The organism is Pseudomonas sp. ADAK13 (assembly GCF_012935715.1).
In the GTDB taxonomy this organism is placed as follows: domain Bacteria; phylum Pseudomonadota; class Gammaproteobacteria; order Pseudomonadales; family Pseudomonadaceae; genus Aquipseudomonas.
Genome location: NZ_CP052860.1, coordinates 2,340,451 through 2,366,534, shown reverse-complemented (window position 1 = coordinate 2,366,534; position 26,084 = coordinate 2,340,451). Strand labels below are relative to the sequence as shown.

Here is a 26,084-nt window from a genome sequence, read left to right as displayed (position 1 = left end):
GGAGAGCAGCATGTCGACATCATTGGCCGATTGGAAAGGCGTTCCGGCGCCCACCGTCACCCTTATCGAAGGGCGCTTCGTGCGCCTGGAAAAACTCGACCCGGCCCGCCATGGCGATGACCTGTTCAACGCCCTGCAAGGCCCCGGTGCTGATCCGAAGTTGTGGGACTATTTGCCTTACGGCCCGTTCCCCGAGCGCGCCGCCTTCGATGCCTGGCTGAACAACCATGCGACCCACAACGACCCGTACTTCTTCAGCGTGATCGACAAGGCCAGCGGCGACGTGCAAGGCATTCTCAGCCTGATGTCCATCGTGCCCGAGCAGGGCCGCATCGAAATCGGCCACGTGACCTTCGGTGCACCGATGCAACGCTCGCCGAAAAGCACCGAAGCGGTGTACCTGCTGGCCAAGCATTCGTTTGAGCTGGGCAATCGCCGGCTGGAGTGGAAGTGCAACAACGCCAACGCCCGCTCCAAAAACGCGGCAGAGCGATTGGGATTCAGTTTTGAAGGCGTGTTTCGCCAACACACCGTAGTGAAAGGAAAGAACCGCGACACGGCGTGGTATTCGATCCTGGATGGGGAATGGCCGGCGATTGGAGCAGGGTTTGAGCGCTGGTTATCGGATGAAAACCAGGCAGGTTCGGGCCAACTGAAGACGCTGGTGGAGTGCCGAGCCTGAATCTGTAAACACCACCCATCCCTGTAGGAGCCGGGCTTACCCGCGATGGCGGTGGTTCAGACGATGAATATGTCGACTGACACACCCCCATCGCGGGCAAGCCCGGCCAACACTGCCTGCTGTCACCTCCCCGCCATCATTCTGTAAAAAACCTCCGCTATACAGGTCGACTCTTTCTAAAAACAAGGTCGCCCGCCATGCCCCCGTCACCTCAGCGCCTCGCACTCACCCTTGGCCTGCTGGTAAGCAGCGGCTTTGCTGACGCAGCCCCCGCTCCGCCCAAAACCCTGCAGATCGACACCCCGACCACCACCGGGCAAACCCTGGGTGGCAGCGACTCGCTGACGATTTCGGCGCCGGGCAGCATCACCACCTCCAAAGTCGCCGTTACCCTGGCGGGCAGCACCAGCGGTGCCGGCGTGGTGATCGACAACTCCGGCAAAATCACTTCCACCGGCGGCCGCGCCATCGACAGCAACGGTGACCTCACCGGCACGCGCAATTACACCCTCTACAACCGTGCCGGCGGGGTGATCCAGGGGGCCAACGACGCGCTGCGCATCGACAGCAACTTCGCCAGCGGCAGCTTGTTGATCGACAACAGCGGCACCATTCGCTCCACCACTGGCCAAGGGCTGGACCTGGATGCGATCCGCAGCCCCAACGTCACGACCACTATCATCAACCGCCTCGGCGGGTTGATTCGCGGCGATGCCAGCGACGGCATGAAGACCGGTGCCAACGCCACCATCACCAACTACGGCGAGATTTCCACCGGCGATACCCACTCGCGCGATGACAAGTTCGACGGTGTCGACATCGACTCCGCCACCGGGGTGACGGTCACCAACTACGGCCTGATTTCCGGCGGGCGCCACGGCATCACCACCGACCTGGGCGCCACGCTGACCAACTACGGCACGGTGATCGGCCGCAACGGCTCGGGCTTTGGCTCCGACGGCGACGGCACCGTGATCAACTACGGCACCATCACGGGTGCCTACTCCGGGCTGCAACCCGATGGCGACGGTGACGGCGTGGACATCGACAAGATCGCCCACATCGAAAACTACGGGATCATCCAGGGTGTGGGCGCCGGTGGCGTCGACAAGAACGGTTTTGCCAACGGCAGCGAAGGCATCGCCCTCGGCGGTGGCTACGTGTTCAACGGTGCGGGCGCGCTGGTGAGCGGCGCCAATAACGCCGTACTGGTGGACGATGGCAGCGACGGCCCGGGACTTGCCGCGACTACCCTGATCAACCACGGCACCATCCAGGGCCTGAACGGCTTCGGCGTGAAGTTCGTCGGCGAATTTGCCGACACGGTGGTCAACGCCGGCTTGATCAGCGGCAGCAACGGCCTGGCCCTGGATTTGGGCGGTGGCAATGACACGCTGACCCTGCTCGGCGGCAGCCGCTTTGTGGGTGTGGTGGACGGCGGCACCGGCTACGACCGCCTGACCATGGACGACGCCACCGGCGGCAGCTTTGGTGACAGTCGCAACTTCGAATGGCTGGACGTCAAGCAAGGCACCTGGACCCTCACCGGCAGCGGCGACTTCAGCGACGGCGGCGAGATTTTCAGCGGCGCCAAGTTGATCAACCAGGGCGGGATCGCCGGCAACCTGACCGTCGATGAAGGCGGTATTTATGCCGGTGGCGGCAGCGTCGGCAGCCTGTTGGTCAAAGGCACCTTGCAGACCAACACGGCGCTCGGCACCGCCACTATCACCCGCGACCTGACCATGACCAGCGGCTCGACCCTGGCCTACGGCGTGAATGCCGACGGCAGCAGCGCACCGGTCCAGGTCGGTGGCACCGCCTACCTGAATGGCGCGACCCTGGCGATCAATCCCGGCACCGGCACCTACCCGTGGCAGAGCCACTACACGGTGCTGCAAGCCGGCAGTATCAACGGCACGTTCGGCAAGGTCACCAGCGACTACGCCTTCCTCACCCCGACGCTGGATTACAGCCCCACTCAGGTTGGCCTGACCTATACCCGCAACGACGTGGCCTTCAATCAGTTCGCCAACAGCGGCAACGGCGCCAGCGCCGCCAACGCCCTGGCGAGCCTGGGCAAGAACAACACGCTGTATAACGCCCTGCTCAACACCACCAACAGCAGCGCCGGTGCCGCCATCGAGCAACTCGCGGGCAGCAGCACCGCCAACCTGACCAGCGCCACCCTCGGCGCCAGCGCCCAGGTCGGCAGCAGCATGCTGAGCGCCATGCATCAATTGGGCGGCGGTGCCGGGTTGCTCGTTGGCCTTGATCAAAAAGACACACCCGCATTGGCCGCCACCGGCGTACCCGCCGAGGCGCGCAACCTCAACGACCCCAACGCTCGCGGCCGTCTGTGGCTGCAAGGCATCGGCAGCTACGGCAAGCTCGACGGCGACCACGGCAGCAACGGCCTGACCCAGCGCACCAGGGGCAGCGTGCTGGGCGCCGATTGGGCCGTAGATAGCGACTGGCGCGTAGGCGTGCTGGGCGGTTATTCGAAGACCGACCTGGACACCACCGGCGTCGACGGCAGCGTCGACAGCTGGCACGCGGGCATCTACGCCATGCGTCAAAGCGGCCCACTGGCCTTGCGCCTGGGCGCCGCGTACAGCGGGCACCAAGGCGACAGCAAGCGCACCGTGGCCTTCGACGGTTTCAGTGACCGCCTAAAAGGCGACTACGACGCCAACAGCCAGCAAGCCTTTGCCGAACTGGGCTACGCCATGGGCAGTGGGCGCTTGAGTGCCGAACCGTTCGCCAACCTCGGCTACCAGCGCTACCACCGCGACAGCTACAACGAAAAAGGCGGTGCCGCCGCCCTGCATGTCGATGGGCAGACCCAGGACAATTTCAGCAGCACCTTCGGCCTGCGACTGGCCCACCTGAGCCAACTGGACAACGGCGTCAGCCTCACGCCACGGGTCAGTGCCGGCTGGAAACACACCTACGGTGATGTGGACAGCAGCACGCGCCAGGCTTTCCTGATGGGTGGCACGGCATTCAATGTCGAAGGCAGCGCTCTGGACCGCGACAGCCTGCTGTTGGAGGCCGGACTGGATGTAGGCCTGTCGGCCCGCCATACGGTGGGTGTGGGCTATACCGGTGAAATCGGCAGTAATAGCCGCAATCACGGGCTGATCGGGCAATGGCAGATGAGTTTTTAATCGCCGCCCACTAGAGACTTCTCCCGCATACGAAGGGTCGGTAGCCTGACATTTATCTGCCCTTCACCTCGCTAAATTCCCGGCCTAATTCATCAATGAAGTCGGGTTCATATGCCGTTCATCAAGAAACAACTCGCGCTCGCGATCACCCTCACGATGGGTGCCACCAGCCTCCAATACGCCCAGGCACGGACAGAGATCGAGCCAGACAGTGAGTGGCTTGTCCAGGCCCCCAGCCACAAGCCCCCCGCTCCGGCCAAGCCGAGCGAGGACTTTTACTTCGCCGACCACGCAACCACCCGTAATGGCCAGCACGTTGCCCAGGTGCTGGATAACGCCGTGGATACGCTGCTGGCATCGGGCGAACTGAGCAAATGGGAAGAATACCAACTTGAAAACTATGGCCGGGAGCTGGGCAACCTGCAGCCAGGGCGTGTGGGTGCGGTGCTTGAGCAACTGGCGGGCAGCCAGAATGCCAACCTGGCCAGCGCCACTCAAAACAGCATGGAACAGCTGAACGCCAGCCTGCTTTCAGCCATGCGCCAGGTGAGCGACGACCGCGATACGCCGGGCCATGGCCGCTTCTGGCTCCAGGGCCTGGGCAATGCCGGCAACCTCGAAGGGCAGCACGGCAGCCTCGGTTTGCAGCAACGCACCCAAGGCCTGGTGCTGGGTACCGACTGGGCCGTGGACCCTGCCTGGCGGGTGGGCGTGATGGGTGCCAAGTCCACCAGCGAACTGAGCGCCAACCGCTTCAAGGGCGAACTGGACAGCTGGCACCTGGGCGGGTACGCCGTGCGCCAGGACGGGCCGCTGGCACTGCGCCTGGGTGCGATCTACAGCAGCCATGCGGGCAAGAACAAACGCACCGTGGACTTTGATTTTATTGATCACCGCGAGCAGCCCACCGGCAAATACAACGCCCAGAGCCAAAACGCTTTTGCCGAGATGGGCTATCAGGTGAACGCGGGCAGCTTCAGTGTCGAACCTTTTGGCGGCGTCGGGTATCAGCGTTACCACCGCGACCGCTACAAGGAAAAAGGCGGTTTCACCGCGCTGAACGTCGGCGCCCAGACCCAGGAAAACCTCAGCAGCACCTTCGGTGTGCGTCTGGCCAGCGCCTACACCCTGGACAACGACATGGCCCTCAAACCCCACCTGAGCACCCGCTGGAAGCATCTCTATGGCGACGTGGACAGCAGCGTGCGCCACTCTTCCGCCTGGGTAAAACGACCGGGGTTCAACAGTGACTTCACGGTTGAAGGCACCGCCCTGGACCGTGACAGCCTGGCCTTGCACACCGGGCTGGACCTCGTGCTGTCGCCGCAACACACCGTGGGCCTGACCTACGCCTTCGAGGCTGGCAGCAACAGTCGCAACCAAGGGCTGACTGGCCAATGGACCCTGGCCTTCTGATTCGTGCAGGCGAAAAAAAAGGGGGCACATGCCCCCCCGAGGATTAAGCGGTAGTTTCGAAGGCTGTTACTCAGCCTTCGATTTCAATCAGGATCTCGCCCGGGTTGACCCGGTCGCCCTTGGCCACGTGAACGGCGGTGACCTTGCCGGCGATGGCCGCCTGCACTTCGGTCTCCATCTTCATCGCTTCAGTGATCAACACGGCCTGGCCGGCTTTCACCACGTCGCCTTCCTTGACCAGTACGTCGACGATGTTGCCCGGCATCGCCGTGCTGACATGGCCTGGCGCAGTGGCGTGCTTGCGCTTGCTGCCGCCGCTGCTGACGAACTCGTTGAGTGGTTCGAACACCACTTCTTCCGGCATGCCGTCGATGGACAGGTAGAAGTGGCGCTTGCCTTCGGCCTTGACGCCAACACCGGTGATGTCCACGCGGTAGCTTTCGCCGTGCACGTCGATCACGAACTCGGTGGGCACGCCTTCACCACCGGCGCGGGCCACGCCGCCGGCTTCAGGAATCGGCAACAGCACTTCAGGGCTCAAGGTGCCGGCGTCACGTTCTTCGAGGAACTTGCGCCCGATGTCCGGGAACATCGCGTAGGTCAGCACGTCTTCTTCGGACTTGGCCAACGCGCCGATTTCCCCGCGCAACTTGGTCATTTCCGGCTTCAGCAGGTCAGCCGGGCGAACGTCGATCACCTCTTCGCTGCCGATGGCCTGGCGGCGCAGTTTTTCATTCACGGTGCCCGGCGCCTTGCCGTAGCCGCCTTGCAGGTACAGCTTCACTTCGTTGGTGATGGTCTTGTAGCGCTCGCCGGCCAGCACGTTGAAGAACGCCTGAGTGCCGACGATCTGCGAAGTCGGAGTCACCAGCGGCGGGAAGCCGAGGTCTTCACGCACCCGCGGGATTTCCGCCAGCACTTCGCTCATGCGGTTCAGCGCGCCCTGCTCTTTCAACTGGTTGGCCAGGTTGGAAATCATCCCGCCCGGTACCTGGTTGACTTGCACGCGGGTGTCGACGGCGGTGAATTCACTTTCGAACTGGTGGTACTTCTTGCGCACGGCGTAGAAGTACAGGCCGATTTCCTGCAGCAGTTCCAGGCTGAGGCCGGTGTCGAATTCGCTGCCTTTAAGGGCCGCGACCATCGACTCGGTGCCCGGGTGGCTGGTGCCCCAGGCGAAGCTGGAGATGGCGGTGTCGATATGGTCGGCACCGTTCTCGACGGCCTTGAGTTGGCACATCGACGCCAGGCCGGCGGTGTCGTGGGAGTGGATGAAGATCGGCAGGCTTTGCTCGGCCTTCAGCGCCTTGACCAGTTCGCCGGTGGCGTACGGGGTCAACAGGCCGGCCATGTCCTTGATCGCCACCGAGTCGCAACCCATGGCTTCCATTTGTTTGGCCTGAGCCACAAACGCCTCGATGGTGTGCACCGGGCTGGTGGTGTAGGCAATGGTGCCCTGGGCGTGTTTGCCGGCGGCTTTTACCGCTTCGATGGCCACTCGCAGGTTACGCACGTCGTTCATGGCGTCGAAGATGCGGAACACGTCGATACCGTTGACGGCGGCCTTGGCGACGAAGGCTTTGACCACGTCGTCGCTGTAGTGGCGGTAGCCCAGCAGGTTCTGGCCGCGCAGCAGCATTTGCAGGCGCGTGTTAGGCAGTGCCGCACGCAATTTGCGCAGGCGCTCCCACGGGTCTTCTTTCAGGAAGCGTACGCAGGCGTCGAAGGTCGCGCCGCCCCAGACTTCCAGGGACCAGTAGCCGACTTTGTCGAGCTTGTCGCAGATCGGCAGCATGTCGTCGGTACGCATGCGGGTCGCCAGCAACGATTGGTGGGCGTCGCGCAGGATGGTGTCGGTTACGAAGATCTTCTTGCTCATTCTTATATTCCTCACAGGCCTGCGTGGGCGGCGATGGCGGCGGCGATGGCCAGGGCCAGCTCTTCGGGTTTGCGCTTGATCGAGTAGTTGGTCAGCTCAGGGTGGCTTTCCACGAAACTGGTGTTGAACTGGCCACTGCGGAATTCCGGGTTGCGCAGGATTTCCTGGTAATAGGCGGCGGTGGTCTTCACGCCTTGCAGACGCATGTCGTCCAGGGCGCGCAGGCCACGGTCCATGGCCTCTTCCCAGGTCAACGCCCACACCACCAGCTTCAGGCACATCGAGTCGTAGAACGGCGGGATGGTGTAGCCGGTGTAGATCGCCGTGTCGGTACGCACGCCGGGACCGCCGGGCGCGTAGTAACGGGTGATCTTGCCGAAACTGGGCAGGAAGTTGTTCTTCGGGTCTTCGGCGTTGATGCGGAACTGCAACGCGAAACCCCGGTGCTGAATGTCTTCCTGCTTGACCGACAGTGGCAGGCCCGACGCGATGCGGATCTGCTCACGCACAATGTCGATGCCGGTGATTTCTTCGGTGATGGTGTGTTCCACCTGCACCCGGGTGTTCATCTCCATGAAGTACACCTCGCCCTCGGCGAGCAGGAACTCCACGGTGCCGGCGTTCTCGTAGCCCACGGCCTTGGCTGCGCGCACCGACAGGTCGCCGATGTAGGCGCGCTGTTCCGGGGTCAGCTGGGGGCTTGGGGCGATTTCGATCAGCTTCTGGTTGCGGCGCTGGATCGAGCAATCGCGCTCGAACAGATGCACCACGTTGCCGAAGCTGTCACCGAGGATCTGCGCCTCGATGTGCTTGGGATTGACGATGCATTTTTCCAGGAACACTTCCGCCGACCCGAACGCCTTGGTGGCTTCGGAAATCACGCGAGGGAAGGCTTGTTCGAGTTCTTCACGGCTGTTGCAGCGACGAATGCCGCGACCGCCACCACCGGAAGTGGCCTTGAGCATCACCGGGTAACCGATACGGTCGCCTTCGGTCAGCGCCTCGGCGATGTCGGCAACGTTGCCTTCGGTGCCCGGGGTCACCGGCACGCCGGCCTTGATCATGCTGCGGCGGGCTTCGGTCTTGTCGCCCATGCGGCGGATCACTTCAGCCGACGGGCCGATGAATTTGATCCCGCGTTCGGCGCAAATATCTGCCAACTCGGCGTTTTCCGAGAGGAAGCCGTAGCCGGGGTGCAGCGCGTCGCAACCGGTTTCCACCGCGAGATTCACCAGCTTGCGCGGGTTCAGGTAACCGGCCAAGGGCTCGGCACCGATGCTGTGGGCCTCATCTGCACGCTTTACATGCAGGGCATGGCGGTCGGCATCGGAATAGACCGCGACCGAACGAATGCCCATCTCGGCGCAGGCACGCACGATGCGTACGGCAATCTCACCACGGTTGGCGATCAGGATCTTTTTTATCACTTGGAAATTCCCTTGAGCCGATTGCTACCTACTTCGACCCGATGGAACCGGGTCGGCGCGTGACCAAATGTTTCATGGCAGTCGCGTGACACACACTATGCCCCCGCAGGGATTAACAAAAATCAATAATAATTGGGCTGTGTATAAGTAAAGACTTATAGTCAGCGCATCAGGGGTTGGCGGGAAGGCTTTAATAATGCGTAAGTCATTGATGCGTATGACATTGCGTCAATTGCAGATTTTCAATGAAGTCTGTGATTTGCGTTCCTACAGCCGCGCAGCCGAGGAAATGTCACTCACGCAACCGGCCGTTAGCCTACAAATCAAACAGCTGGAAGAGCTGCTTGGCCAGCCGTTGTTCGATTACGTCGGCAAAAAGCTCTATATGACTGAAGCGGCCGAAGCCCTGCAACGGGCTAGCCGGGATATTTTCGGGCGCCTGGAAAACCTCGACATGCAGCTCTCCGACATGCAGGGCTCGCTGCAAGGCCAGCTGAAACTGGCGGTGGAGTCCAGCGCCAAGTACTTCGTGCCGCACCTGTTTGCCGCCTTCAAGCGCCAGCACCCGGAGGTCAACCTGCACCTGACGGTGGTCAACCGCGCCCAGGTGATTCGCCGGCTTTCAGACAACCGGGATGACCTGGTGATCATGTCCATGGTGCCTCAGGACATGGGCCTGGAATTCCTGCCGTTCCTGAACAACCCGATCGTCGCTGTGGCGCCCCACGATCATCCGCTGAGTCATCAAGGGCCATTGCGCCTGCAGGACCTGGAGCCTTACACGCTGCTGTTGCGCGAGCCGGGTTCCGGGACGCGAATGGCGTGCGAGGAGTACTTCAAGGAAAAGCGTGTGCACTTCACCCAGACGGTGGAAGTGTCTTCGGCCGAAGCGCAGCGCGAGTGCGTGACCGCCGGGTTGGGCGTGGCGCTGCTGACGCGCCACGCGGTCAACCTGGAACTGGCCACCGGCGGGCTCAGGGAGCTGCCGGTGGAAGAACTGCCGCTGTACCGCAGTTGGTGCCTGGTGCAGGCCAAGGCCAAGCGCCTGTCACCGGTGGCCCATGCGTTCCTGGGCTTTATCCGCAGCGAGCGGTTGCAGATCAGCGCGCTGGCTGAGCGCTTCGCTGGGCAGCCGCGGGTGCCTGCCAATGGAGTTCCGGAAAGTCACTGATGTTCTGCTGCAATTGACGCTGGTCGCAGCGGTCTTCAATTGCACGACGGAAGGCCATGCGGCGCTGGTCTTCCTGTTGGCGACGGGTCTTGACGGTGCTGTTGCTTTCTTCGTATTGCCGAGCCATTTCGAGTCTCCCAATGCGAGTACGGGGAGTTCAGGATGGGCGTGTGCGATGACGGTTTGGCGGCGCGGGGATGACAGGACGATGAATCTTCTGAGGCTCAAACACGATCAACTGTAGAAGCCGGCTTGCCTGCGATAACGGTGCCTCAGCCAATGAAGATGGCAACTGACAGATCGCTATCGCAGGCAAGCCAGCTCCCACATTTTGACCGAGTATGCCCTTGAGTCAGTCGTCGAGGGCTTTGACGGATTTGGGCGACAACCGAAGGCTGCGCAAGCTGCGCTTCACGCTCTTGAGGTGGTTGACCAGGCTCGGGCCGCGCGCCATGGCCACGCCCATCGCCAGTACGTCGATCACCACCAGGTGGGCGATACGTGACGTCAGCGGGGTGTAGATTTCGGTGTCTTCGTGCACATCGATCGCCAGGTTGACGGTCGACAGCTCCGCCAACGGCGTCTGGCTCGGGCACAGGGTAATCAGGGTCGCGCCGCTTTCACGCACCAGGTTGGCGGTGATCAGCAGGTCTTTGGAGCGGCCGGACTGGGAAATGCAAATCGCCACGTCGGTAGGTTTCAACGTCACCGCCGACATCGCCTGCATGTGCGGGTCGCTGTAGGCCGCTGCGGTCAGCAGCAAACGGAAGAACTTGTGCTGGGCATCCGCCGCCACGGCACCGGACGCGCCGAAACCGTAGAACTCCACGCGCTGGGCCTGGGACATGGCGGTCACGGCTTTTTGAAGCTCCACCGGGTCGAGCTTTTCCCGCACTTCCATCAGGGTGTGCAGGGTGGTGTCGAAGATTTTCAGGCTGTAGTCGGCGACGGAATCGTCTTCGTGAATCGCAAACTGGCCAAAGCTCGCACCGGCGGCCAGGCTCTGGGCCAGCTTGAGTTTCAAGTCCTGGAACCCGGAGCAACCGATGGCGCGGCAGAAGCGCACGATGGTCGGCTCGCTGATGCCCACGCTGTGGGCCAGGTCTGCCATGGAACTGTGCATCACAGCCGCAGGGTCAAGCAGCACGTGATCGGCAACCTTGAGTTCCGATTTGCGTAACAGGTGGCGCGACTGGGCGATATGTTGCAACAGGTTCAAAGGGCAGGACTCTTGTTATTGGCGGAGCCAGGGGATGTAGCAAGCTTGTAGTTATACTACAAGAATTGCCGATTTGCCCGTTCGATGCATCACTTAATCGCGCTGTTGCCCACTGATTCAGCGGGCAGGCCCGATGTAGCCCCGCGTGCGGCTTGGGCTCAACTACAGAAAATTGGCATTTTTTCGTAACAAATCCGCCAAGCCGTCCGCTTCCATCGGCCGGCTGACCAAATAGCCCTGCACCTCGTCGCATTGTTCGGCCCGCAGGAAATCCAGCTGCTGCTGATCTTCCACGCCCTCGGCCACTACCTTGAGCGACAACCCGTGGGCCATGGCGATGATTGCGCGGGTGATCGAGGCATCTTCGCGTCCTTGGCCCAGCCCCCGGATGAAGGTCTGGTCGATCTTCACGTAGTCCACGGGGATGCGCTTGAGGTAGCTGAGGGACGAATACCCGGTGCCGAAATCGTCAATGGCCAGCTTCACGCCCAGGTCGCGCAGTTGCTGGAAGGTCGAAATGATGTGCTCCACGCTGTCGAGCAGTTGGCTTTCGGTCAGCTCCAGCTCCAGGTATTGCGGATCCAGCCCCGTTTCTTCCAGCACCTGGCGCACCAGGCTGACCAGCTTGCCCTGGCGCAATTGGTGCACCGACAAGTTGACGGACACACGAATCGGCTCCAGCCCCTGACGCTGCCACTCACAGGCCTGCCAGCACGCCTGGCGCAACACAAACTCCCCAAGCGGCACGATCAAGCCGGTTTCTTCGGCCAGCCCGATAAAGTCGCCGGGCGGCACCATGCCCCACTGCGGATGCTCCCAGCGGATCAGCGCCTCGGCCGCGTTCAGCTTGCCGCTGGCCAGGCACAATTTGGGTTGGTAGAACACCGCGAGTTGGCGCTCATCAATCGCCTTGCGCAGATGGTTCTCCAACTGCAAACGCTCCAGGGTGCTGGCTTGCAGGCTGTCGGTGTAGAACTGGAAATTATTACCGCCCAGGTGCTTGGCGTGCTGCATGGCCATGTTCGACTGGCTGACCAGCGCGGAGATTTCCCGCGCATTATCGGGCAACAGGCTGACGCCCATTGAGGCGCTGACCACCAGTTCGTGCCCTTCCACCGTCACCGGCACCCGCAACTTGGCCAGCAACCGCGTGGCCACCCGGGCCAGGCTCGACAGGTTGCCGTAGGCGTCGAACAGCACCGCGAATTCATCGCCTGAAAGGCGCGCAATGGTGTCGGCTTCGGGCAAGGCATTGATCAAGCGACGGGCCATTTTCTGCAATAACTGGTCGGCCACTTCATGGCCGAGGCTGTCGTTGAGCAGCTTGAAGCGGTCGAGGTTGATATGCAGCAGGGCCAGGCTGCGGCCGCCCTGGCGCACCCGCTGATGGGCTTCGCGCAGCCGCTCGCGGAACAGCGAACGGTTGGCCAGCCCGGTCAATTCGTCATAATGCGTGAGGTAGCGCATGCGTTCTTCGGATTCGCGCCGTGCAGACAAATCGGCGAAGAATCCCACGATATGACTCACGTTTCCCCGAATATCGCGCACCACGTTCAATTGCAGCCACTGTGGGTAGAGCTCGCCGTTCTTGCGGGTTTCCACCAGCTCACCTTGCCAAGTGCCGTGGCTGAGCAGCGCCTGGCGGATCACCGGAAAGTGGCGGCGTGCGTCCCGGCTGCTGGGCAGCTCGACAACATTGCGGCCGATCATGTCGTCAATGTCGAAGCCGGTGACGCGGCTGAACGCCTGGTTGACTGCGATCAGCACGTAGTCCGGGTCCAGGATCACAATACCTTCGCTGGCGGCCTCAAACACCGTCGACGCCAGGCGCTGCTGTTCCTCCACGGCCTTGCCGGCGCTGATGTCACGACGGGTGCCAAGCATCCGCGTCACACGCCCGCTGGGGGAACGCTCCACCGCGCGGCCACGGTCCTGAATCCAAACCCAGTGGCCATCGCCATGGCGCACCCGGTATTCAACAAGGTAATCGTCGCTGCGGCCTTTAAGGTGCTCCACCAGCGCGCGCTTGAGTAGCGGCAGATCATCCGGGTGCAGCCGCGGCTTGAGGTGGCTGAGCATCGCCGTAACGTATTCCGGCTCCAGGCCGAACAGCTCTTTGAGTTGGGTGTGGTGGACCTCGTCGGTTTGCAGGTTCCAGTCCCACAGGCCCAGTTCGCTGGCCTGTAACGCCATCGCCAGGCGCGCTTCGCTTTTGCTCAGGGCCAGGCTGGCGGCATCCAGCTCCTGGCTGCGCTGATCGACGCGGTGTTGCAGGCCGATCTGGGCCTCGCGCAGTTCCTGCTCGACCTGGCGCCGCTGCTCCACTTCGCGCACCAGTTCCTGATTGAGCTGCTCGCTGCGCTGTTGAGACTGCTGCAAATGTTCGATCAACGCCTGGTTCTGGAAACGCCGCAACAGCCCGCGCTGAATCAGGCGATTGACCTGCCACGCCACCAGGCTCAGGGACGCCAGCAAAATCAGGCCCAAAAAGCCCCAACCCTGCTGCTGCGGGTCGCCGCTCCAGAACAAATAGATAATCGCCGGCACCAGACAGGGCACGGCAAACGACAGGAACGCCGGCAGGCTGACCGCATAGGCAACGCTGGCGGATAAAGTCGCCGCCCCCAGCAGGCCGAACACCCAGGCCTGCTGCGCAAAGCTGTCCACCGGCACCAGGGCGATGGCGGCGCTGGCCAATGTCAGGCCGCTGACCGCAGACCCCAGCATGAACATGCGACGCCAGATCGGCTGCGCCTGGCGGCTGGGCATCGCGGAATCAAACGCCGCCACTTGAATCACCCGCAGGGCCACCAGCGCCAGCAGCCACACCAGCCAAATGCTGTCCAGCAGGTAGCGCTGCGGGCTCCAGAGCAACCAGGCGCAGACCAGTCCGTTCACCAGCATTAATAAGGTAGGCAGCAGTGAGCCCTGGTAAAGCAGGCGCGTGCGCTCGACCGCCATCTCCATGGCGTAATGTTTGCGGATAACCTGCGCCGGCGCCACCGAGGGGCCAGCCAGGTCAATGCTAAGGGTCATAGGCAGTGTTCTTATAATGGTGAGCCCGAAACGTGCACGGAGCATACACAAGCCAGCGCCCGGGCCAAACTGCTCCACGTCATTAAAATATCGCAATAATCAGCCGCAAACCTTGGGGCCAGACGGCTCGAGTGAGACAGGACGCGGGCTGCGGCCAATGACCGACCGGTCATCACCGGGGGCAGATTGTTTGCCTGCCAGGCATAGCCTGTCGGGTTTTACATCGACCATCCGGCATTGGGATTTGCCCGACTCCCCCGGGCACCCTAGAATGCGCCGATGCGCGATGATCTCTCCCTTTTGCTGAACTCCCTCAACGATGCCCAACGCCAGGCCGTAGCCGCCCCCGTTGGCCGTCAGTTGGTCCTGGCCGGTGCTGGCTCCGGTAAAACCCGAGTGCTGGTGCACCGTATCGCCTGGTTGATCCAGGTCGAGAACGCCTCACCTCACTCCATCCTGTCGGTGACCTTCACCAACAAGGCCGCTGCCGAGATGCGTCATCGCATCGAGCAGTTGATGGGCATCAGCCCGGCCGGCATGTGGGTGGGCACTTTCCACGGCCTGGCGCACCGCCTGTTGCGGGCCCATTGGCAGGAAGCCGGGTTGAGCCAGACCTTCCAGATTCTCGACAGCGACGACCAGCAACGCCTGGTCAAGCGGGTGATCCGCGAGCTGGGCCTGGATGAACAACGCTGGCCGGTGCGTCAGGCCCAGTGGTTTATCAATGGCCAGAAAGATGAAGGCCTGCGCCCGCAACATATCCAGGCCAGCGGCGACCTGTTCCTGGCCACCATGCGCAGCATTTATGAAGCCTATGAAGTGGCCTGCCAGCGCGCTGGCGTCATCGACTTCTCCGAGTTGCTACTGCGTGCCCTCGACCTGTGGCGCGACAACCCGGGCTTGCTGGCGCACTACCAGAAACGCTTCCGGCACATCCTGGTGGACGAATTCCAGGACACCAACGCCGTGCAGTACGCCTGGTTGCGCCTGCTGGCAAAAGGCGGCGACAGCCTGATGGTGGTCGGCGACGACGACCAGTCGATCTACGGCTGGCGCGGCGCGAAAATCGAGAATATCTACCAGTACAGCGACGACTTCCCGGACGCCGAGACTATCCGCCTGGAGCAGAACTACCGCTCCACCGCCGGGATCCTCAAGGCCGCCAACGCCTTGATCGCCAACAACACCGGGCGCCTGGGCAAAGAGCTGTGGACCGACGGCGGCGAAGGCGAAGCGATCAACCTGTACGCCGCCTTCAACGAACACGATGAAGCGCGCTACGTGGTGGAAACCATCGAAAGCGCCCTGAAAACCGGCCTGGCCCGCAGCGACATTGCGATTCTTTATCGCTCCAACGCCCAATCGCGGGTGCTGGAAGAGGCCTTGCTGCGCGAACGCATTCCGTACCGCATCTATGGCGGCCAGCGCTTCTTCGAACGCGCCGAAATCAAAAACGCCATGGCCTACCTGCGCTTGCTGGAAGGCCGTGGCAACGATGCGGCGCTGGAGCGGGTGATCAACATCCCGGCCCGTGGCATCGGCGAGAAGACCGTCGAGGCCATTCGTGACCACGCCCGCCACAGCGATGTGTCGATGTGGGAAGCGATGCGCCTGCTGATCGCCAACAAGGGCCTGACCGGCCGCGCAGCCGGCGCCCTGAGCGTGTTTGTCGAGCTGATCGAAAACCTGGCCGCCAAGTGCATGGAAATGCCCCTGCACCTGATGACCCAGACCGTGATCGAGCAGTCCGGCTTGATCGCGTACCACGAAGCGGAAAAAGGCGAGAAAGGCCAGGCCCGGGTAGAAAACCTTGAGGAACTGGTCAGCGCCGCGCGCGCGTTCGAAAACACCGAAGAAGACGAAGACCTGACGCCATTGGCGGCATTCCTCGGCCACGCTTCGCTGGAAGCCGGCGACACCCAGGCTGACGAGCATGAAGACAGCATCCAGCTGATGACCTTGCACAGCGCCAAGGGCCTGGAATTCCCGTACGTGTTCCTGGTGGGCATGGAAGAAGGCCTGTTCCCCCACAAGATGAGCCTGGAAGAACCCGGCCGCCTGGAAGAGGAACGCCGCCTGGCCTATGTGGGCATCACCCGGGCCATGCAGAACCTGGTGATGACCTACGCCGAAACCCGACGCCTGTACGGCAGCGAGACCTACAACAAGGTGTCGCGCTTCGTACGTGAGGTGCCAAAAGGGCTGATCCAGGAAGTGCGCCTGTCCAACAGCGTCAGCCGACCGTTCGGCGGCGGCCAGCAGCAGAACTCCAGCAGCATGTTTGCCGGCTCGGAGATCCCCGAAACACCGTTCAGCCTTGGCCAGCAGGTCAAGCATGCGATCTTCGGCGAGGGCGTGATCCTCAACTTCGAAGGCGCCGGCGCCCAGGCCCGGGTGCAGGTGAACTTCGCCGAAGGCAGCAAGTGGCTGATGATGGGTTACGCCAAGCTCGAAGCAATCTGAAACAACTGTAGAACATGAAGGATGTTGGCCACCCCTTGTATTTGGCAGGGGTGGGGCCAATATCTGTAATAAGTCCTACAGACGATTCGGTGTTGGCCCTACGCAAAAGCCCGAAACACTATGCCGCTAGCCACTGCCATCACACCTGTGCAACATGGCGCGCGTGCAATCCACAAATGGGAATTCCCTTTATGAAACGTTTTCTTAGCATCGCCATGGCGTTGTGCATCGGCCTGACGATGAGCCTCGACGCCAACGCCAAGCGCTTCGGTGGCGGCAAATCCATGGGTTCGGCGCCGAGCCACCAGACCAGCCAAATGGCCCCATCCGGGGGCGGCATGGGCGGCGCAGCTGCGACCGCTGGTGCTGCCGGTGCCGCAGGCGCTGCTGCCAAGGCTGGCGGTGCTTCGCGCTGGTTGGGCCCTCTGGCCGGTATCGCGGCCGGCGGCCTGCTCGCCTCCATGTTCATGGGCGGCGGCTTCCAGGGCATGCAGATCTTCGACATCCTGATCATGGCGGTCATCGCCTTCCTGATCTTCCGCTTTATCGCCGCCCGTCGCCGCAAGCAACAGGAGCACCTGGCTCCAGCCGGCGCGCCGATGCAGCGTGAAGTGTTCGAGCAAAAGCCAGCACTGAACTCGATGTTTGGTGGTTCGGCTGCACCTGCCGCTGCTCGTCCGGTGATCAATGCGCCAGCCTGGTTCAACGAAGAGCGTTTCGTCGAAGCCGCACGTGGCCACTTCCAGGCCCTGCAGCAACACTGGGACGCCAACGAAATGGACAAGATCGCCGAGTTCGTGACCCCGCAATTGCTGGAGTTCCTCAAGCGCGAACGTGCCGACCTGGGCGACGGCTTCCAGTCGACCTACATCGAAGACCTGAAAGTGCAGCTTGAAGGTGTGGACGACCGCGCCGACAAGACCATCGCCACCCTGACCTTCAGCGGCGTGTCGAAGACTTCGCGTTTCGACCAGGGCGAAGTGTTCAGCGAAAGCTGGAACATGGAACGTCCGCAAGGCGAAAACCAGCCTTGGCTGGTCGCCGGTATCCGCCAGAACGGCTGATCCCTGCTCGCTTTGAGTAAGCAGTAACAAAAACCCCGGACTTGTCCGGGGTTTTCTATTTCACGGTTGCACTTATAGCGAGCTACTGTATAAAACGCCCCTATAAACCGCGCCATCTAGCAAGAGGATCCCGGCCGTGGAAGAAGTTATCGAACAATTGCGTGAAGCCAACGAACCGGTACCGGTTCCTCTGGAGCTGCCTGACGAAGACCAACTGGTGGAAATCGAGGAACAACTGTTCATCGATATCCCGTTCGTCTTCCGCGAATTTTTGCTGACCGTCAGCGATGTGGTCTACGGCAGCCTGGAGCCGGTGACTGTCACCGACCCACAGTCCCACACCTACCTGCCGGACGTTGCCGCCAACGCCTGGGACGCCGGTGTTGACCGCAGCATGATCCCGATCTGCCAGGACGGCGACGACTACTACTGCGTCGAAGAAGACGGCACTGTGGTGCTGTGGTCCGGCGAAGAAGAACTCGTCACCGAAGAAACCTGGGAATCGGTGTGGCACTGGGCGCGGGACGTCTGGCTGGAAAGCTGAGACCGGTTACCTGTGGCGAGCGAGCTTGCTCGCGCCGGGCTGCGAAGCAGCCCCCAGCCTCATCAGTGCTCCGGCGTGTCCTTGTGGTTATCCAGGGTCTCCAGCAAGGCGACCTGCATCCGCGTATGCACGCGGATGAACCAGCGCCAGAGCACGGCGGCCACCGCGGCCGTCACCACCGCGATCAGCACCAGCAACTTGTTGGTCGGCAGGATACTGGCCGACAAGGCTGCCAATAGCAGGAAAATCACCAGCAGCGACAGAATCGGGATCACTTCGGCGATCACCCGTCGTACACGCTGCGTGTGGCGCCCGGCCATTTCCGGCTTCACGCTCATCTCTGCCAGCAACATCGACAGCGCCTTGAGCTTGCGGTACGCCGCGATCAAAAACGGCAGCGACAGCAGCAACGCCCCACCCCAGATCAACGCCTTCTGCCAGCTCGGATCGCTGACCCAGCCTTCCAGATAACTGCCAATGCGCGCCGCGAAAAAACTGCCGGCAAAGAAGATCGCCACCACCAGCGCCAGGTTCACACCCACCTGCAAAATGATCTTGCGGATCATCGATGCCAGCATCGCGCCCTCGCCCTGGGGCTGAATACTGCGCAACCACTCGCCATACATCCCGAACACCCGGCTCAAACGCTTGGGCATCACTGCGGCGATCTTCAGCGACAGCGGGTCGGCACCACGAATCAGATACGGCGTGAGCAACGTGGTAATCGCTGAAACAGCCACCGCCACCGGATACAGGAAGTCACTGGTGACCTGCAACGTCATCCCCAGCGCGGCGATGATGAATGAAAACTCGCCAATCTGTGACAGGCCCATCCCCACCCGCAATGAAGTGCGGCCATCGTTACCCGCAATAAACGCCCCAAGGCCGCAAGACAACATCTTGCCCAGCACCACGGCCACGGTAATCACCGCAATGGGCCAGGCGTATTGCAGGAGGATTTGCGGGTCGATCATCAGGCCGATGGCGACAAAGAAGATCGCACTGAACATGTCGCGAACCGGTTCGATCAGGCGCTCAATCTTCAGCAACTGCCGGGACTCGGCCATGATCGCGCCAATCAGGAATGCCCCCAGTACCATGCTGTATTCCAGCTTGACCACCAGCAGGCAGAAGCCGAAACACAGGCCCAGCACGGTGATCAGCAGCATCTCGTTGCTTTCGAACCTGGCCACATACTCCAGCAGGCGTGGCACCAGCAAAATCCCGATGACCAGCGCGACAATCATGAACAGCGAGAGCTTGCCGACGGTGGAAAACACCTCACCGGAGCTGACCGTGCCGCTGACGGCGATGCTCGACAGCAAGGCGATGATCCCGATGCCGAGGATGTCTTCGACGATCAGCACCCCGAAAATCAGCTGGGCAAAGCGCTGGTTTTTCATCTTCAGGTCGTTGAGCGCCTTGACGATGATGGTGGTCGAGGAAATCGCCAGGATCGCGCCGAGGAACAGTGAGTCCATGGTGTTCCAGTCGAACCAGCGGCCAATTTCATAGCCGATCCAGATCATCAGGATGATTTCGAGGAACGCCGCGATAAATGCGGTGGCGCCAACCTTGAACAGCTTGCGCAGGCTGAACTCCAGGCCCAGGCAGAACATCAGGAAGATCACCCCCAGTTCGGCCAGGGTCTTGATGGTGTCTTCGTCGTGGATCAAACCAAACGGTGGGGTGTGCGGGCCGATGATGAAGCCGGCGACGATATACCCCAACACCACCGGCTGTTTGAGCCGATGAAACAGGATCGTCACCACCCCGGCCACCAGCATGATCACGGCCAGGTCCTGGATAAAGCTGATGGCGTGCATGGCGAGGGGCTCCTTGAGGGGTACTGGCGCTTTTCCCATTTCCACGCATTCGCCCCGAAAGGACGTAATGAACGGAAAGAAAAGTCTGCCTAAATCGTAAGAAATGCCCTTGAGGCGGGCTTTTGAAGGGTAACACCGCGACTTGCGACAGAAAGCCGGTGCAATATATGGAAACAGATCGCCCCTGGCGTGACGGCAAGCCGGGCCCCAGCGTCCCGTTATGAATGGCTCTGCAAAGATTCCAGCACCCGCAGAGGTGCCTCCCCACCCAATGCCTACAACCCGTGAGTGTGCTATGGAACCCGGAAACGCCCAGCTGTCGATGACAGTATTGATGACCCCTGACATGGCCAACTTCTCTGGCAATGTGCACGGCGGCACGCTGCTCAAGTACCTCGACGAAGTGGCCTACGCCTGCGCCAGCCGTTACGCCGGCCGCTATGTGGTGACCTTGTCGGTGGACCAGGTGATTTTTCGCGAGCCGATCCATGTCGGTGAGCTGGTGACCTTTTTGGCCTCGGTCAACTACACCGGCAACACGTCGATGGAAGTGGGGATCAAGGTGGTCACCGAGAACATCCGCGAGCGCTCGGTGCGCCATACCAATAGCTGCTTCTTCACCATGGTTGCGGTGGACGACCAGCGCAAACCGGCCGCCGTGCCGCCGCTGCAACCGCAGAACAGTGAAGACAAGCGCCGGTTTGTGCAGGCTCAACAGCGCCGGCAGATTCGCCAGGAGCTGGAGAAGCGCTATCAGGAAATCAAGGCAGACGGGCCGTAAGAGCCCGCCGCTTTTTTTGTAGGAGCAAGCTCTCTCCTACCAGTGCCAGCAATCGTTAAAGCGCGTACACACATCAAAGCGCTGGTCCAACTGGGCCATGCGCTCCATGTGGTGGTTGATGGTGTCCAGCGCCACGCTTTTGCTGGTGTTCATGTAGTACCGAAGCATGTACTCGTCGCTCGCCGTAATCCGCTGGCGTACAGCGTCGTCCGTCGGCTGCAGCCACTGCTGCAACATGCCGTCATCAGTGCTGCGCAGGCGCAGGCGGTACACATCGGTATACATGCCCAGCGCCCGCGCCTGGCGGCCGGAAGCTTCGTCACTAAACTGCTTCAGGTTCTGCCGGTACTGAGCCCAGTAATCGTCCGGCAGGGTGAGCGTGCCCATCAATGCCTTGCGCTTGGCGATCAGTTCGTCGATTTTTTCCGGTGAAAACGTCGGACTATCAGCCTTGGGCGGGTCCAGCGTTGTGATCGCCCGGGCGTTTTCCGCGAGGATGCGGTCAATCAGCACCGTGCGCTGCGCCGTGTCGGGCAACGGCTTGGCAAATATCGGACTTTGACCCTGGCAAACCGGGAAACCCGTATCAAACACCGGCTGCGGGATACGCACATCTTTACCGCCAAATCGGCTCAGACGCTGGAACAACGTGCTGCAACGGCCGCGCTCCATATCAAAAGTCACTTCATATTCCTCGCCCGCCTTGGGCGTGAAGCTGAACGTCTTGCCGCAGATGTAGGAGCCACCGTTGGTGTTGATCGCCAACATGGTTTCCTTGCCGGGTGCCAGCTTGACCTCCAGCATGCCCCGGGCCTTGGCCGGCGGCGGCACGAGCATGTCGGCCCGGCGCTTGGTGTCCACCACCAGGAAGTTGTTGAGCATGCCCGTGTTCTGGCCCGTGCAGTGTTGTGCGTCGTAGATATCGAGGGTGGTGTTCGACGTGTTGGAGATGAACCGCAGCTTCGCCGCGTCGGGCGCGCTGGCATCCGTGTAGGCACCGTGGATACTGCATCCGCTGAGCAGAGATGCCAGGGCCAGGGCAGCCAATGCCCGTGGCGAATGAAGCAGGGATAGCGACATGATCTTCCTTGATGAACGCGGGGGCAAAAAGACGGCCGATACTACCGGACGCCCTTTGCCTTGCTCAATCAGGAATTTGCCTACAGCCCTATGGGCGTTGCCTCAAAGCGTACCCGCGGATGGGCAATCCGGTCCTGGGCGCGCACCAGTTCCAACTCATAGCTGGCGCACGCCTGGGTTTCCAACAGCACTTCGTGCACCGCCGCGGCCGTGAACTCAAAGGCCGCCACCAGGCTGTCGCCCAACAACACCCGCGCCAGGAACAGGCCCGACGTCAGGTCACCCACGCCCACCGGCTGGCGCGGGAACGCCAGCAGCGGCCGGCGCAGGTGCCAGCTGCCTTCGGCCGTCACCAGCAACATCTCGAAGCCGTCCGGCAGTTTGCCGGGGTAATCCAGGTGTTTGACCAGCACCGCTTTCGGCCCACGGGCCAACAAAGCACGGGCCATGCCCAGGCAATCGAACAGCGACTGCGGCTTGCGCCCGGCAAAGCTGTCCAGCTCCAGCTGGTTGGGGCACAGGAAGTCGGCCATGGCTGCCGCTTCGTCCAGCAGAAAGTCGCTGACCTCCTGGGGCACGATGCAGCCTTTTTCCGGATGGCCCATCACCGGGTCGCACAGGTACAGGGCCTTGGGGTTGATCGCCTTGATCCGCGCCACGCCGGTAAGAATCGCCCGGCCCTGGGCCGCGCTGCCCAGGTAACCTGACAGCACCGCATCACAGTTGCCCAGCTCGCCAATCGCCGCAATGCCTTCCACCAGCGCAGGAATTTGCTGCGGCGCCAACACTTCTCCCGCCCACTGACCATACTGAGTGTGGTTGGAGAACTGCACGGTATTGAGCGGCCACACGTTCACCCCGACCCGTTGCATGGGGAACACGGCGGCGCTGTTTCCGGCGTGGCCAAAGACCACATGAGACTGGATCGCAAGCAGATGGGGCGTACGTTTCATGCAGGGGATTTCCGTAAAGCCGTTGAAATTCTGGCTGCGCAGTATGCGACTAAACGCGGCCTGTACGACAGACCGGAGACGCAGTTAAGCTGGCCATACTTTGTTGGAGTTCATCGAATGCTGACCCTCGGAAATATCTTCGTGCTGATGCTGCTGGCGACCGGTGCTGCCTGGCTGTGGCACAACCACGGCCTGCGCGAGCGGGCGCTGGAACGGGTCAAGCAGCACTGCGCCAAGCTCGACATCGAGCTGCTCGATGGCGCTGTGGCATTGAAGCGCATCGGTTTTGTGAAGGATGCCAGCGGTCGGCGGCGCCTGGCGCGAATCTACAACTTCGAATTCACCGTGACCGGCGAAGCGCGGCACCCGGGGACCATCACCCAATTCGGCGCCCACAGCGCGCAAATCGAGCTGGCGCCCTACCCGTTCGAGATCAAGACGCCGCTGCCCAGCGCCGAGATCATCGAGCTTAGCCAGTGGCGCCAGGAGCACGGCAACAGCAAGACCCGTCACTGACGGCAAGCGGCTAACGCATCCTGCAATTGCGCAACATCCTGCGCTTCACTGAAGATCAATTCGATACGCGAATCCCGGCGCCACTCGCTGGGTTGCCAGGCTAACGGGGCGTTATCCACAGCGTTGGCCGACACCCAGCCATCCAGGCTGTGGATAACAAGTTTCGCCCGTCGCCAGGCCAACGACGCCAGCCAGTTTTGAAGGCGCTGTCGGTCGAATTGTTGGCCAGGATGCCAGCGCCAGCCAATGCTCCAGCCACCTTCCTGACCTTGGCTGAGGCAGATCGGCAATGCAGGGTCCGTCCAGATTGCCGGCATTTGCCCCACACCCTTGGGCACCTCGAAGTTATCCACAGCCGCTGCGGCTTGTGCGTTCAACCCCGGTAATTGCGCCAGGGGCAACTGCGCCTGCTGCGTCCAATAAATCGGCCGGTCAGGCAATTGCCCTTGAACCGCCAGGCGCTGCGCGTCACTGAGGGTTTCATTCTTGTTTAATACCAGCAGCCCGGCACTGGCCAAGGCTTCACGCTGGGCCTCAGGCAGGGGCTTACCCGCCGCCAACGCCTGGGCGTCGAGCACCAGAACGCACGGCTGCACCGCCAGCACCTGCTGCCAGGGCGCTTCCCGCAGTTGCTTGAGCAACTGCGCCGGATGCCCCAACCCAGACGGCTCGATAAACAGCCGGTCGGGCTGGGCCTTACGCAACAAACGGCCCAGCCCTACCTGGAAAGGCGCCCCGTTAACGCAGCACAGGCAGCCACCCGCCACTTCACCAAGGGCAATACCGTCGTCATCACGGGTCAGCAACGCGGCATCCAGGCCAATCTGCCCGAATTCATTGATCAACACCGCCCAACGCTCGTTGGCCGGACGCTGGGCCAGCAGGTGCTTGATCAGGCTGGTCTTGCCGGCGCCCAAGGGACCGGCAATCACGTGGGTAGGTATGTTCTGCAGCATGGCGGGCATCATTCAGACCGTGTAGAGAGTTTTGATCCTACCCGGTTACGCCAACCAATCCAGCGTCAGAATCAACCGTCGCTCATCCGCTGGCAGCGGCGGCGAGCGATGGATCAGGCCAAAACCTTCGTTGCCGTGCCATTTTTCGCCTTTGAGCAAGGCCACTTCACCACAGTGGATTTGCTCAATGCGCTCTTGCGGCTCCGCACTCGCCTGGCTCAGGTGCCGCCGCTCCATCACGCCTTCGCGCAACCATTGGCTGCCGATGCCGGCGTAGGTGGTGATCAGCCGCACCGGCACGTGGTCCACGTGAAAACGCGGGCACATGGCCTTGTCCAACAACCGCAAACGCACGCCGATGCGCTTGGCACCCAGCAAACAGGCAAAGGCGCTGATCAGCCACGACACATCGGCAATAAAGCCTTCGTAGCCTTCAAGGTCTCGGCAGCCTGCTGCGAAGTCCTGCAAGTTGGGCGCGGCGTCTTCAGTATTCAGCTCAACCACCAGCGACTCGGCCAGCGGCTCGTTGAGCGCCACCAGCAACGCGCCAAACTCGGCGATATGCAGAGGCAACTGGCGCTGCCACACGGCAAGGTTTACGCCGTCCTCAAGGATATCCGTGAGCACGGCCGGGGTTTCGCCGTGGATCTGGCGAATCACCGGGCGCAGTTTCAGGGTCGGTGCCAGCATCAGGCTGCCTCGTCGAACCAAGGGCCAAAGGGATCAGCCAACAAGCGCCAACCTTCGACACCCGTGGCCATTTCATCGTCGGTCAGCAGGCAGGCGTCGAGCTCGGCAGTCATCTGCGCGAAGTCGATGTTCTGCCCGATAAACACCAGTTCCTGGCGGCAATCGCCGGTGCTCAGTTGCCAGTTTTTCATGATCGCGGCGATACCTTCCTCGTCCTGCGGCCACTGGGTTTTCGGCACGAAACGCCACCAGCGCCCGGCAAAACCATGGCGCATCAGGCCGCCGGCCTGGGACCAGCTACCGGCGTCCTGGTGTTTACTGGCCAGCCAGAAAAAGCCCTTGGAGCGCAGCAGTTTTCCATTCACCCAGGGCCGATCGATAAAGTCGAAAAACCGCTGTGGATGGAAGGGGCGGCGGGCACGATAGGCGGTAGAAGCGATGCCGTACTCTTCGGTTTCCGGCACATGCTCGCCCCGCAGTTCCTGCAACCAGCCCGGCGCCTGGGAAGCGCGCTCGAAGTCGAAACGACCGGTATTGAGGATCTTCGCCAGCGGCACTTCGCCCATGACCATCGGGATGATTTCCGCCTGGGCATTCAGGCGTTCGAGGATCGCCATCAACTCCTGGCGCTCGCTGCTGCTGATCAGGTCGATCTTGCTGATCAAAATCACGTCGGCAAATTCGATCTGCTCGATCAGCAGGTCGGTGATCGAGCGCTCGTCTTCCTCGCCCAGAGTTTCGCCCCGGGACGCCAGGCTTTCGGCAGCCTGGTAGTCGAGCAGGAAGTTCATGCCGTCGACCACGGTGACCATGGTGTCGAGCCGGGCGATGTCTGCCAGGCTCTGGCCTTCCTCATCACGGAAGGTAAAGGTTTCGGCCACCGGCAGCGGTTCGGAGATGCCGGTGGATTCGATCAACAGGTAATCAAACCGACCTTCCTTGGCGAGCTTTCCGACTTCTTCAAGCAAGTCTTCGCGCAAGGTGCAGCAGATGCAGCCGTTGCTCATCTCCACCAGTTTTTCTTCGGAGCGATTGAGGGTGACGTCGCGCTGGACCTCACTGCCGTCGATGTTGATTTCACTCATGTCGTTGACGATCACCGCCACCCGCAGGTTTTCGCGGTTGCGCAGGACGTAGTTGAGCAGCGTGCTTTTACCGGCGCCGAGAAATCCGGACAACACAGTAACGGGGAGACGATTGGGCATCAGGTG

20 protein-coding genes are annotated in these 26,084 nt (G+C 61.7%); 9 read left to right on the top strand and 11 right to left on the bottom strand.

The genetic code is table 11. From position 1 onward, the window contains the following. The first annotated feature begins 10 nt into the window (after window positions 1–10). The 3 genes from HKK54_RS10975 (at window position 11) to HKK54_RS10965 (ending at window position 5,268) form a co-directional block, all read left to right on the top strand. On the top strand, window positions 11–682 hold the full coding sequence (locus tag HKK54_RS10975; RefSeq protein ID WP_010168359.1) for a GNAT family N-acetyltransferase: 672 nt from the start codon (window positions 11–13) through the stop codon (window positions 680–682). A 197-nt stretch (window positions 683–879) separates the two neighbouring features. Beyond that, a complete protein-coding gene (locus tag HKK54_RS10970; RefSeq protein WP_169386797.1) occupies window positions 880–3,852 on the top strand; it encodes an autotransporter outer membrane beta-barrel domain-containing protein in 2,973 nt (990 codons plus the stop codon). A 111-nt stretch (window positions 3,853–3,963) separates the two neighbouring features. Beyond that, window positions 3,964–5,268, top strand: coding sequence for an autotransporter outer membrane beta-barrel domain-containing protein (locus tag HKK54_RS10965; protein ID WP_169386796.1), 1,305 nt, complete (start codon window positions 3,964–3,966; stop codon window positions 5,266–5,268). A gap of 70 nt (window positions 5,269–5,338) precedes the next feature. Here HKK54_RS10965 and oadA read toward each other — a convergent pair whose 3' ends face one another. Together oadA and HKK54_RS10955 are read right to left on the bottom strand one after the other, a co-directional pair. After that, the gene (oadA, locus tag HKK54_RS10960; protein ID WP_010168367.1) at window positions 5,339–7,147 is read right to left on the bottom strand and encodes a sodium-extruding oxaloacetate decarboxylase subunit alpha; all 1,809 of its coding nucleotides are present in this window, start codon (window positions 7,145–7,147) and stop codon (window positions 5,339–5,341) included. An 11-nt stretch (window positions 7,148–7,158) separates the two neighbouring features. After that, a complete protein-coding gene (locus HKK54_RS10955) occupies window positions 7,159–8,574 on the bottom strand; it encodes an acetyl-CoA carboxylase biotin carboxylase subunit (RefSeq protein WP_003213442.1) in 1,416 nt (471 codons plus the stop codon). A 196-nt stretch (window positions 8,575–8,770) separates the two neighbouring features. Between HKK54_RS10955 and HKK54_RS10950 the strand changes: the two genes are divergently transcribed. Next, window positions 8,771–9,745: a LysR family transcriptional regulator gene (locus HKK54_RS10950; RefSeq protein ID WP_169386795.1), complete on the top strand. Its 975-nt coding sequence runs from the start codon at window positions 8,771–8,773 to the stop codon at window positions 9,743–9,745. Here HKK54_RS10950 and HKK54_RS33570 read toward each other — a convergent pair. From HKK54_RS33570 to HKK54_RS10935, 3 genes are all read right to left on the bottom strand, one after another. Beyond that, the gene (locus HKK54_RS33570) at window positions 9,675–9,872 is read right to left on the bottom strand and encodes a PA3496 family putative envelope integrity protein (protein WP_169386794.1); all 198 of its coding nucleotides are present in this window, start codon (window positions 9,870–9,872) and stop codon (window positions 9,675–9,677) included. The genes HKK54_RS10950 and HKK54_RS33570 overlap by 71 nt on opposite strands. A 225-nt stretch (window positions 9,873–10,097) precedes the next feature. After that, window positions 10,098–10,964 (bottom strand): transcriptional regulator HexR, encoded by an 867-nt coding sequence (hexR, locus tag HKK54_RS10940; protein WP_010168370.1) that lies wholly within the window; start codon window positions 10,962–10,964, stop codon window positions 10,098–10,100. A gap of 162 nt (window positions 10,965–11,126) precedes the next feature. Next, entirely contained in the window at window positions 11,127–14,000 is a 2,874-nt protein-coding gene (locus HKK54_RS10935) for a GGDEF domain-containing phosphodiesterase (protein ID WP_169386793.1), read from the bottom strand. Window positions 14,001–14,279: 279 nt separating this feature from the next. Here HKK54_RS10935 and uvrD point away from each other — a divergent pair, with 279 nt between their 5' ends. From uvrD to HKK54_RS10920, 3 genes are all read left to right on the top strand, one after another. Next, entirely contained in the window at window positions 14,280–16,463 is a 2,184-nt protein-coding gene (uvrD, locus tag HKK54_RS10930) for a DNA helicase II (protein WP_003213452.1), read from the top strand. A 191-nt stretch (window positions 16,464–16,654) separates the two neighbouring features. Then, on the top strand, window positions 16,655–17,527 hold the full coding sequence (locus tag HKK54_RS10925; protein WP_010168374.1) for a Tim44 domain-containing protein: 873 nt from the start codon (window positions 16,655–16,657) through the stop codon (window positions 17,525–17,527). Window positions 17,528–17,663: 136 nt separating this feature from the next. Continuing rightward, window positions 17,664–18,071 carry an SMI1/KNR4 family protein gene (locus tag HKK54_RS10920; RefSeq protein ID WP_003213456.1) on the top strand — a complete coding sequence of 136 codons (408 nt, stop codon included), beginning with the start codon at window positions 17,664–17,666 and terminating at the stop codon, window positions 18,069–18,071. Window positions 18,072–18,133: 62 nt separating this feature from the next. Here the strand turns inward: HKK54_RS10920 and HKK54_RS10915 are convergent, their stop codons facing one another. Then, window positions 18,134–19,897 carry a cation:proton antiporter gene (locus HKK54_RS10915; protein WP_010168375.1) on the bottom strand — a complete coding sequence of 588 codons (1,764 nt, stop codon included), beginning with the start codon at window positions 19,895–19,897 and terminating at the stop codon, window positions 18,134–18,136. A 295-nt stretch (window positions 19,898–20,192) separates the two neighbouring features. Between HKK54_RS10915 and HKK54_RS10910 the strand changes: the two genes are divergently transcribed. After that, window positions 20,193–20,678 (top strand): acyl-CoA thioesterase, encoded by a 486-nt coding sequence (locus HKK54_RS10910; RefSeq protein ID WP_003213461.1) that lies wholly within the window; start codon window positions 20,193–20,195, stop codon window positions 20,676–20,678. 36 nt (window positions 20,679–20,714) lie between these two features. Here the strand turns inward: HKK54_RS10910 and HKK54_RS10905 are convergent, their stop codons facing one another. Continuing rightward, window positions 20,715–21,758, bottom strand: coding sequence for a hypothetical protein (locus HKK54_RS10905; RefSeq protein WP_010168376.1), 1,044 nt, complete (start codon window positions 21,756–21,758; stop codon window positions 20,715–20,717). A gap of 80 nt (window positions 21,759–21,838) precedes the next feature. Further along, on the bottom strand, window positions 21,839–22,711 hold the full coding sequence (gene pdxY / locus HKK54_RS10900; RefSeq protein WP_063033787.1) for a pyridoxal kinase PdxY: 873 nt from the start codon (window positions 22,709–22,711) through the stop codon (window positions 21,839–21,841). Between the two features lie 117 nt (window positions 22,712–22,828). Here pdxY and HKK54_RS10895 point away from each other — a divergent pair, with 117 nt between their 5' ends. Then, complete coding sequence (locus HKK54_RS10895) at window positions 22,829–23,227, top strand: DUF3301 domain-containing protein (protein ID WP_010168378.1); 399 nt, start codon at window positions 22,829–22,831, stop codon at window positions 23,225–23,227. Here the strand turns inward: HKK54_RS10895 and HKK54_RS10890 are convergent. The 3 genes from HKK54_RS10890 to zigA are packed head-to-tail and all read right to left on the bottom strand — an operon-like array spanning window position 23,221 to window position 26,078. Beyond that, a complete protein-coding gene (locus HKK54_RS10890) occupies window positions 23,221–24,183 on the bottom strand; it encodes a CobW family GTP-binding protein (protein ID WP_169386792.1) in 963 nt (320 codons plus the stop codon). The two genes, HKK54_RS10895 and HKK54_RS10890, sit on opposite strands and share 7 nt — an antisense overlap. Before the next feature lie 45 nt (window positions 24,184–24,228). After that, window positions 24,229–24,873, bottom strand: a complete 645-nt coding sequence (locus tag HKK54_RS10885; protein WP_010168386.1) for a DUF1826 domain-containing protein — start codon at window positions 24,871–24,873, stop codon at window positions 24,229–24,231. Then, a complete protein-coding gene (gene zigA, locus HKK54_RS10880) occupies window positions 24,873–26,078 on the bottom strand; it encodes a zinc metallochaperone GTPase ZigA (protein ID WP_169386791.1) in 1,206 nt (401 codons plus the stop codon). Before zigA ends, HKK54_RS10885 begins: the two co-directional genes overlap by 1 nt. Window positions 26,079–26,084 lie beyond the last annotated feature (6 nt).

Bases quoted from the DNA above. Each gene is read 5' to 3' on its own strand.
- HKK54_RS10975 (WP_010168359.1), top strand. From the start codon at position 11: ATGTCGACATCATTGGCCGATTGGAAAGGCGTTCCGGCGCCCACCGTC.
- HKK54_RS10970 (WP_169386797.1), top strand. From the start codon at position 880: ATGCCCCCGTCACCTCAGCGCCTCGCACTCACCCTTGGCCTGCTGGTA.
- HKK54_RS10965 (WP_169386796.1), top strand. From the start codon at position 3,964: ATGCCGTTCATCAAGAAACAACTCGCGCTCGCGATCACCCTCACGATG.
- oadA (WP_010168367.1), bottom strand. From the start codon at position 7,147: ATGAGCAAGAAGATCTTCGTAACCGACACCATCCTGCGCGACGCCCAC.
- HKK54_RS10950 (WP_169386795.1), top strand. From the start codon at position 8,771: ATGCGTAAGTCATTGATGCGTATGACATTGCGTCAATTGCAGATTTTC.
- HKK54_RS33570 (WP_169386794.1), bottom strand. From the start codon at position 9,872: ATGGCTCGGCAATACGAAGAAAGCAACAGCACCGTCAAGACCCGTCGC.
- HKK54_RS10935 (WP_169386793.1), bottom strand. From the start codon at position 14,000: ATGACCCTTAGCATTGACCTGGCTGGCCCCTCGGTGGCGCCGGCGCAG.
- uvrD (WP_003213452.1), top strand. From the start codon at position 14,280: ATGCGCGATGATCTCTCCCTTTTGCTGAACTCCCTCAACGATGCCCAA.
- HKK54_RS10925 (WP_010168374.1), top strand. From the start codon at position 16,655: ATGAAACGTTTTCTTAGCATCGCCATGGCGTTGTGCATCGGCCTGACG.
- HKK54_RS10915 (WP_010168375.1), bottom strand. From the start codon at position 19,897: ATGCACGCCATCAGCTTTATCCAGGACCTGGCCGTGATCATGCTGGTG.
- HKK54_RS10910 (WP_003213461.1), top strand. From the start codon at position 20,193: ATGGAACCCGGAAACGCCCAGCTGTCGATGACAGTATTGATGACCCCT.
- HKK54_RS10905 (WP_010168376.1), bottom strand. From the start codon at position 21,758: ATGTCGCTATCCCTGCTTCATTCGCCACGGGCATTGGCTGCCCTGGCC.
- pdxY (WP_063033787.1), bottom strand. From the start codon at position 22,711: ATGAAACGTACGCCCCATCTGCTTGCGATCCAGTCTCATGTGGTCTTT.
- HKK54_RS10895 (WP_010168378.1), top strand. From the start codon at position 22,829: ATGCTGACCCTCGGAAATATCTTCGTGCTGATGCTGCTGGCGACCGGT.
- HKK54_RS10890 (WP_169386792.1), bottom strand. From the start codon at position 24,183: ATGCTGCAGAACATACCTACCCACGTGATTGCCGGTCCCTTGGGCGCC.
- HKK54_RS10885 (WP_010168386.1), bottom strand. From the start codon at position 24,873: ATGCTGGCACCGACCCTGAAACTGCGCCCGGTGATTCGCCAGATCCAC.
- zigA (WP_169386791.1), bottom strand. From the start codon at position 26,078: ATGCCCAATCGTCTCCCCGTTACTGTGTTGTCCGGATTTCTCGGCGCC.